The organism is Microcystis sp. T1-4, from assembly GCF_000297435.1.
In the GTDB taxonomy this organism is placed as follows: Bacteria; Cyanobacteriota; Cyanobacteriia; order Cyanobacteriales; family Microcystaceae; genus Microcystis.
In genome coordinates this window covers 1-9,114 of sequence record NZ_CAIP01000087.1, presented here as the reverse complement: position 1 = coordinate 9,114, position 9,114 = coordinate 1, and the positions used below count along the sequence as shown (strand labels likewise).

Genomic DNA, 9,114 nt, shown 5'->3' with positions numbered 1-9,114 from the left:
TTTTTCTGGTCGGGTATTTTTGTTTAGTAAATTTGTTCTAATTTAGCCCTTGATGGAGGTGACGAGGTTTTTGAGCAAGAGCAAGCTGGAGTATGAGGGGATTTGGCATCATCTCTGGAGGACGACCTAATGTTCTGGCGTTGTCTGTTGCCTATAGTCAACAACTCAGCCACCACTTATCAATAACAATTTCTAGTCAGCTTGCTCCTGTTCCCGATTCTTGCTTTAGCTTTTTGCCTGCCATTGCTAGATCTATTTTGAGCAAGAGAAGCTGAGAACCTTTGGGGCCAGGCTTTTGAACCAAGCTTGTGTCCGTCTGGGCCAGTTTTCCTAGCCATTGCCTGATAACTGATATATTTCCTGAAAAACTGGGCAATCTAGGACTAGACAGCATCGTGATAAGGGGGATAAGACCTTGGACTCCGCTAACGCTCAGAAAATTCTCGGCTATTTCATCGAAGAAGCAAAAGAACACCTAGAAACTTTGGAACAGGGGATTTTAGACCTAGGCAATCTGGTCAACAATACTGAACAGATGAACGAGATGTTTCGTGCCGCCCATTCGATCAAGGGGGGGGCGGCCATGTTAGGTTATGGCAGTATCCAAAAAACTGCTCACCGTCTTGAGGATGCTTTCAAAATACTGAAAGAAAATCCCCTGCAAGTGGATCAAAAATTAGAATCTTTGTTCCTCAAGGGTTATGATCTGCTGCAGACATTGATCGATAAGCTGCCCGGTCCATTAGGGTTGCAAGCCGAAGAAGCTAACGCTATGGTTAAAAAAGGTGAACCGACTTTTGCCGAATTGCAGGCCCATCTTAACTATCTTCTCGACCAAAAAAAATCTACTCCAGCTATTGCGGCAGCGTCTTCTATCTCCATGAGCATCAGAGCTATCCTCAAACAGATGTTACAACTGTTCAAACAGGAAGAAACCAGTGCTTCCCGTCAGCAATTACAAAAATTAACTTTATCTCTATCTCAATTGGCTTCGGAACAGCAAAACTGGCAATATTTAGTTAAAAATGCCCAATCTGCCCTGGCTAACCCCAAACATTCCTACCGCACTCTCGCCCCGGTTATTATTAAAGAATTAAAACAAGCCAGTGATTTATTAGAATGGGGTCGCGGGGAAGAAATCACCGTCAGTCAAGAATTGCAATTATTAGCCACCGCCAAATTACCACAAATCCTGATTACCCTAGAACCGGAATTGGTAGCTAGTACCCTGCTGCAAATGTTCAATCGGCAACAGGTCTCGCAACTGGTACAGTTATTACAAACGAGACGTTGACATCTGCCCAGGCGTAAATAAGGTGGGGGATTCCCAGGAGAATAAACATAATTGTTTTTAATTTTGGTGAGTTAGGAAGATATGTAATTGATTGTGGGCCAACCGAGGTGGCAATAATCCCAGAGGGGGAATTGGGATAGAGCCAAACCAGAAAAAGCTAAGATATGGCAAGATAAAAACTTAATGCTGACGGCTGACCAATATCAGACCCGATGCAGTATCTCTTGAGTCACCGGTCAAGCTGGGATTTACTGAGAGTAAGCGATCTGCTAGAGTTTTAACGTTCGTTAAATTTCTCGGGCAGAGAAAACAAACAAAACCATAATGGTGTTAGTGGGTGTGTGGAAGTGCTTAAAAATCTCAATTTTTCGGGGCGATATTCCTCGCTGGCCCTGCTGCTGGCTATTTTCGGATTATTTCACGGGACGGTCATGGCCGAAGAAAAACCGCAACCAACGGTTTTTTCACCTGTCGAGGAGATAGTACAGTCTCCCCCGGCGACGGCAGAAACTACTCCACCCGTGGCACCAGCACCGGAAACCCCGACGGAAACACCAAGCCCTGTAGAAACTCCCCCAACAGCGCCACCAGCGCAGGCCGAGGAGTCGCGAGTTTTGGTGGCTGAAGTGGTAGTACAGGGGGGCGATCGGGAATTAGAAAATCTAGTTTATAATACCATTCGCACCCGACCAGGACGAGGTGCGACTCGATCGCAACTGCAAGAAGACATTAACGCCGTTTTTGCCACGGGTTTTTTTGCCGATGTGCGGGCAGTTCCCCAAGATACGCCCCTAGGGGTGCGAGTCACCTTTGAGGTGCAGCCTAACCCCGTTTTTCAGGGCGTACAGATTCAAATCGCCCCGGAAACCGTGGACAAATCGATTTTACCTGCTGGGGTGGTCGAGGAAATTTTCGCCGGTCAATACGGCAAAACCCTGAATTTGAGGGAATTACAGGCGGGGGTGAAAAAAATCAATGACTGGTACAGCAAAAACGGCTATGATCTAGCCCAGGTAATCGGTGCGCCGCAAGTAACTCCCGATGGTCGGGTGATTCTGGTCATTTCCGAAGGTTTAATCGAAAAAATTCAAGTACGCTACTTTAACGTTGAACAGGAACCAGTCAACGGTAAAACCAGAGAATTTATCATTACTAGGGAAATGCGCCTAAAAGCGGGGGATATTTTTAACCGCAATACGGCCCAACAGGATTTACAGCGTGTTTTCGGTCTCGGTTTATTCGAGGATGTGCGTCTGTCTTTTTCCCCCGGCAGCGACCCAAGGGAGGTGATTGTTAACGTCGATGTGGTGGAAGGTAATACCGGTTCCGTGGCCGCTGGGGGTGGTATTAGCTCGAATGCGGGCCTATTCGGCACTGTCAGCTATCAACAGCGCAATTTTGGCGGTAATAACCAAACTTTGGGGGCAGAAGTTCAGTTAGGGGAACGGGAATTTTTATTCGATCTGAGTTTTTCCGATCCTTGGATTGCCACGGATAATTTCCGCACTTCCTACACGGTCAACGTTTTCCGGCGACAGTCGATTTCTCTAGTTTATGATGGGGAAGATTCCTCAATTCGGACCCTTAACGATAATGATAGTCCCCGTATCGTCCGCACGGGTGGCGGTATTACTTTTGTCCGTCCTTTGGCCCCTGATGTTTTTACAAAACCAAAATGGGTGGTTTCCCTAGGTTTTAACTATCAACAGGTACAGGTGCAGAATGCCAATGGTGACATCTCCCCCTTGTCTGCACCCCTCAACGGTTTTGGCAGTCAACAACTGTCTTTTAGTTCCTCTGGGACTGATGATCTACTTTCCCTCAATATTGGCGCTATTCAAGATTTTCGCGACAATCCCCTGCAACCCACCAGTGGTTCTTTCCTGCGTCTAGGTTTGGAACAAACTATCCCCGTCGGTTCTGGCAGTATTTTCGGCACTCGTGTTCGGGGTAGTTACAGTTACTTTATCCCCGTTCGGTTTATTAATTCCTTTAATCTCTTTGAAACCGATATTTTTAAAGGTCAGCAATCCCTAGCTTTTAATGTGCAAGCAGGGACAGTATTAGGCGATTTACCCCCCTACGATGCTTTTATTGTTGGGGGTAGTAACTCTGTACGGGGTTACGCTGAGGGAGAAGTGGGTAGCGGTCGCAGTTATTTCCAAGCGACGGCCGAATATCGTTTTCCCATTGTGGCAATTATCGGAGGGGCATTATTTGTCGATTTCGGCACTACTATTGGTTCCCAAGGTGATGTCCCCGGTCAACCCGGTATTGTCCGGGATTTACCCGGTACTGGTCTCGGTTACGGTTTAGGTGTTCGGGTACAATCTCCCGTCGGCCAAATTCGGGTTGACTACGGTTTTAATGTCGATGGTAGTTCTCGTATTCATTTCGGTATCGGGGAACGATTCTAATCAGTTATCAGTTATCAGTTACCAGTTACCAGTTATCGATGAATTTAGTTATTTTTGCTGTTCACTGATAAAAGCTTTATTACTTGATAATTATGGTTTCTACTATCGCTAAACAATTTGAATTATCGGGAATTGGCCTACATTCGGGGGAGATAACCCGGGTGCGCGTCTGTGGGGCAAATCCAGGAGAAGGACGTTATTTTGTCCGTAGAGATTTAGCCAATCAACCGATTATTCCCGCTCTAGTTTCTTCGGTTTACCAAACGACTTTATCAACAGAATTGGGACGAGGAGAAGCAAAGGTTAGAACTGTTGAGCATTTATTAGCGGCCTTAACCGCTTTGGGGGTAGAGGATGCTCGCATTGAGGTGGATGGTGCGGAAATTCCCCTCCTTGATGGTTCGGCCAAAATCTGGGTGGAAGCGATCAAAAATGCTGGTTTAAATAACTCTTTTTCTCCATCAGATTTAACCATTTCTCAACCGATTTGGTTGTACGAAGGGGATGCTTTTGTGGCGGCGATTCCTTCCCCTGAATTACGTTTTACCTACGGCATCGATTTTACTTATAAACCGATCGGTAATCAATGGTATAGTTGGAGTCCTAATCAAGAAAGTTTTCAAAATGCGATCGCAGATGCTCGGACTTTCGGTTTTGCCGATCAAATTGAGTATCTGCAAAAGGCTGGTTTAATTAAAGGAGGCAGTTTAGAAAATGCTTTAATCTGCGATCAAAATCAATGGTTAAATCCTCCTTTACGCTTTGATAATGAGCCAGTAAGACATAAATTATTGGACTTAATTGGTGATTTGAGTTTACTGGGAACCATTCCCACTGCTCATTACATGGCTTTTAAAGCCAGTCATAAACTCCACGTTCAATTAGCCAAAACAATTCAGGGTTAATTATACTAAATTATGTTTAAAAGGTATAGGGGAGTGGGAAGTGGGGCTGTCTAGAGGCGGGGTTTTTACTTCTGTCGATGAGATGGCTTTGGCTCGCTCGTTCTCTACTCAAGCCTTTATCCTAGCATTGATAACCCTTGTCTATCAGCCGTCAGCTATCAGAATCATTCCAACACCGTCGGGTTTGCTCGGTGACAGGTTGCCAATCCAGAACTCAACCCACCAGAGCAGCATCGCACTTTAACCCACAGTTTCAATAAATGTGCATGGTGCGTTCCCCAAAATCGATCGGTGGAGCAGTAGGACTTGCATTAGGGAACGCACCCTACAAGATCGGCGATCGCACTTAACAAGCAATATAATCGTGAGTGGTTAATCAGTTTGAAGATGGTCGCCATTCTTTCTGATATGCTCTATTTCGCTCCACAAGAATTTTAATAGACTCATCGGGAAGGTTTAGCTCTCTTAATAAGCAAATTTGTAGAATCACAGTCAACGTATGAAAAAGTTGAAATAACTCCCCACCCCTTGCCGCCTGTTGTCGTTTTTCTTTATTATGATGCGTCAATGCATTCCGAGTTTCAGAAGCTCTCCTAGAAAATAATTCCCTATCTTTTTCGTTTCCTATAAAATCTGGCTCATTTGGCAGCAAGGAGGACACTTTATTAAGAATTTCTTTGAGTCTTGTCTCTAAAGTAAAGCTTGTTTGATTTTTTAGTTTTCCCTTTAAAGCATTTCTAAACTCATCACTAATTCCATTTTCTTGATTATCACTTTCACTTGGAAAATCGTTCAATACCTCTATAAATTTCTTGTAAAGTCCTTTTTTGTAAATCTTTTTATCTTGATATGAACCTTCATACTTGCTTGTATGATAAGCCTCCAAAGCTTGGATTATATTTAGAAATTTATAACCCAAGTAAAGGCTAGAGCTATACATTGTTGCCATTAACAAGTCAAAAACAGGTTCATATTCCTCCCTTTTATTAATCCATGCTTCAAAGAATGATCCCAAATTGTTTTCTACATCACTAACTACATCACTAAATAGAAATAGCATTTTATCGGGGGACAAGTTTATCTCAGAACTCTTCGTAGGATTCCATAAACCAAATATTATGATGACTTGAGTTTCCCGCGCCTCTTTTTCCAGTGTGAAATCTCCATTTGCTTGCTGTACAGGCTTTTCATGAATGACATCTGCTTTCCCAGTAACCTTAATTACTGAAGTTGCTTTTGTCATTGCAAAGCTTAACAAATCACTAAATTTTATCAATAAATTGACACAATCATCTATTGGTTTATTGCAGGGATTTTGTATGGTCAGATAAGTTTTTTGCTCAATACTTGCATTGTACGCGTCAGGGTAAAATGGATAAACACATACTGGAGAAAAGGTAATATATAAATCCAGACTGCCAAGTTTCGCCAAATGAATACTCGATGGCGGCTGATAACTCATCCATATTTCGTTCTCTTCTACAGAAAACTGCATTCCAGATTTGCCAACCCATTTCTCTAGATGAGAATATTGAACAGAAATAGATTTAAATTTTATGTCCTGTTCATATTCAAAGTGAATTTTTCTAAAAACATACCTGACATTGAATGAAAGACTCGCTGTGAGTTTTGTAAATTCAAAGCTTTTAACTTGTCCAGAACACCTGTATAAGGTAATTTTTTCATTGTTATCAAGCAAACCGAGAATAATGATTTCCTCAGGCTTTATAAAGTCAAGTCGTACACCTGATGTTAGATTTGATTCCCCTTCAATGGAAGAAATCTTTACCTGACCTATCTCTTTAAGGTGTGAACTATAAAACGAACCAATTAATTCTAATGTTGCGCCACTCTCAGGCGAAAAGCTTAGTTTTCCTGGAACTACTACTTCTGGTTTGTTAGGAAGCCACCACTTCCCTAAGCTCACAAATTCTTCAAGCATCTGCGTTCAGTATGTATTTGGCTCGGCGCTGATTATACTATGAAATTTTCTCCAGAGCAATGTTTGCTCACAAGTAACCTTAAATTACACTTTACTAAAAACTTTCCGCCAGTCTAACCCTACATCCCAACAGCTTCGCCTCCGGTTACGCCCCTACCAAGGACTAAGCGGCATAACTACATATAGCGTTTCCTAAGCTAGTGAGGTACGCTTATTTTTCTTCCCTTTTGCCTAAAACCCATAACTTTTGTACCTCATCAGACTGAAAAACGCTATATTATAGGTCAACTTTCTGCATAACACTCTCCAGAGTAAAAATATACGAAAACTTTCTGCATAATACTCCATTTAGGCGCAATCGCCAGAAGTTTTCCCCATATCACCCCACACCCCCGAACATTTGTCAAGACTCCTGGGGAAAAAGCCGCGTTTGTTTACACAGCTTAATTAAGAGTTGTAACTTTTAATGAACAGGAAGGGAGTCTAGGGCTGAGAGCTTGCTATAGTAAATCCTAGCCGTTTTTTCACGGCTCGTCATTATCAAGTCAGAGCCTTTACTCGTCTCAATCATCATCCCAGAGTAAAATCAATAATCCCTATGGTCAGCACGATCCAAAAACCAGAATTCGAGGAAATCCGTCCGGGTATAAAAGTTCCCGCTAAAGAAACGATCCTCACTCCCCGCTTCTATACCACTGATTTTGAAGCGATGGCGGAAATGTCGATCGCCGCTAACGAGGAAGAACTGAAAGCGATTTTAGAGGAATTCCGTACCGATTATAACCGGCATCACTTCGTTCGCAATCAAGAATTCGATCGCTCTTGGGAGCATATTGATGGCGAAACTCGCCGCTTATTCGTGGAATTTCTGGAAAGATCCTGCACGGCCGAATTTTCCGGCTTTCTTCTCTACAAAGAACTCGGCAGACGTTTAAAAAACAGAAATCCCGTCCTCGCGGAATGCTTTAACCTCATGTCCCGGGACGAAGCGCGTCACGCTGGATTCCTTAATAAGGCTTTATCGGATTTTAACCTCTCCCTTGACTTGGGATTTTTAACCAAAAGCCGTAACTACACCTTCTTTAAACCGAAATTTATCTTCTACGCCACCTATCTTTCCGAAAAAATCGGTTATTGGCGTTATATCACCATTTATCGTCATCTCGAACAACATCCCGAAGATCGGGTTTATCCGATTTTTAACTTCTTCGAGAATTGGTGTCAAGACGAAAACCGTCACGGGGACTTCTTCGATGCGATCATGCGCGCGCAGCCTGATATTCTTAATGATTGGCGCGCTCGTCTCTGGTGTCGTTTCTTCCTGCTTTCGGTCTTCGCTACGATGTATCTCAATGATACTCAGCGTTCCGGTTTCTACGCCATTCTCGGTTTGGACGCTCGCGAGTACGATAAGTATGTAATCGAGAAGACCAATGAAACCGCAGGCCGCGTCTTCCCGATTGTTCTTGATGTGGATAGTCCTGAATTTTATGATCGCCTAGAGATTTGTGTTCGCAATAACGAGGGATTACGGGCGATCGATAGCGAAAACAGTGCCGCACCAGTTAAATTCCTGAAGAAATTGCCTATCTTCGCCTCTAACGCTTGGCAATTCCTCAAATTGTACCTGATGAAACCGATTCGGGTCGATAAATTAGCTGGTAGCGTCCGTTAAAAAGTTTGTTTTCTTGAGACATGGTGAGGGTGGGTAAAACCACCCTTTTTTTGTCGATAAAATTCTTAAGAAAATCCTCTAACATTTTTATCCTCGCTAGACTGGATCCTAGGGGTGTTAACTAGGTTTTTACTTTTTACTTTTCACTGTCAAAAATATGGCTATTTATAGTGAATTACCCACAGGACAACGTCTCTATCTCGATAATCAGGGGCTGCAGACGATTGTAACCCTCGCTAGTGGTGCAGTGGGACAACAACAGCAGTCTAGCAGTAGTTTTGCTACGGGAGTTTGGACACAAGAACCCCAAATAGAGATAATTCCCCAAGGGGCAATTATTGAAATTATCACTGAAACCGGACCCCACAGAATCCAAATTCAAGGGAGCAGTATCGGTTTTTCCTCCCCTCATACCTCTGGAGTTTCTCAGTCCTCTCAATCGACAACCGCTACCAGTTTCTCCTCCTCACCGATGCAACCGATGCAACCGATGCAACCGATGCAACCGATGCAACCGATGAAAATGGGTAATATGTCGATGAATTTTGCCCCTATGGAAATGGAGATGGGAGATATGAAAATGAGTATGGGAGACGCAAAAACCGTCAGTAAAACGCGATTTTGTAGTCAATGCGGGGCAAAAGTAGCGGCAACCGATCGCTTTTGTAGTAGCTGTGGTCATCAGTTACAGCAATAAAACCTGTTTAGCTAAATCCATAACTCCTTTTCGGGCAAAATTTTGGGGAGCATCTCATTTATCCAGGTGAGTAATTATACTTGTCACTAAAACTGTTTTCTAGCAAGGCTTTCAAAATAGCTTGACATAAAAACCTGATTTAAAGGTTACAAAGGTGAGATGCTCCCAAATTTTGTTTATATTA

The 9,114-nt window shown here is 43.2% G+C and carries 6 protein-coding genes; 5 read left to right on the top strand and 1 reads right to left on the bottom strand.

The annotated features are described in order from the left end of the window. Nucleotides 1–415: 415 nt before the first annotated feature. The 3 genes from MICAI_RS04675 (at nt 416) to lpxC (ending at nt 4,616) form a co-directional block, all read left to right on the top strand. Entirely contained in the window at nt 416–1,294 is an 879-nt protein-coding gene (locus MICAI_RS04675) for an Hpt domain-containing protein (RefSeq protein WP_008198508.1), read from the top strand. Between the two features lie 431 nt (nt 1,295–1,725). Beyond that, entirely contained in the window at nt 1,726–3,711 is a 1,986-nt protein-coding gene (locus MICAI_RS04670; protein ID WP_232306125.1) for a BamA/TamA family outer membrane protein, read from the top strand. Between the two features lie 92 nt (nt 3,712–3,803). Further along, entirely contained in the window at nt 3,804–4,616 is an 813-nt protein-coding gene (lpxC, locus tag MICAI_RS04665; protein WP_008198503.1) for a UDP-3-O-acyl-N-acetylglucosamine deacetylase, read from the top strand. A gap of 376 nt (nt 4,617–4,992) precedes the next feature. Here lpxC and MICAI_RS04660 read toward each other — a convergent pair whose 3' ends face one another. Further along, nucleotides 4,993–6,558, bottom strand: a complete 1,566-nt coding sequence (locus MICAI_RS04660; RefSeq protein WP_008198501.1) for an ApeA N-terminal domain 1-containing protein — start codon at nt 6,556–6,558, stop codon at nt 4,993–4,995. A gap of 598 nt (nt 6,559–7,156) precedes the next feature. Between MICAI_RS04660 and acsF the strand changes: the two genes are divergently transcribed. Both acsF and MICAI_RS04650 read left to right on the top strand, forming a co-directional pair. Next, entirely contained in the window at nt 7,157–8,233 is a 1,077-nt protein-coding gene (gene acsF, locus MICAI_RS04655; RefSeq protein ID WP_002752007.1) for a magnesium-protoporphyrin IX monomethyl ester (oxidative) cyclase, read from the top strand. A gap of 157 nt (nt 8,234–8,390) precedes the next feature. Further along, complete coding sequence (locus MICAI_RS04650; protein WP_008198493.1) at nt 8,391–8,930, top strand: zinc ribbon domain-containing protein; 540 nt, start codon at nt 8,391–8,393, stop codon at nt 8,928–8,930. Nucleotides 8,931–9,114 lie beyond the last annotated feature (184 nt).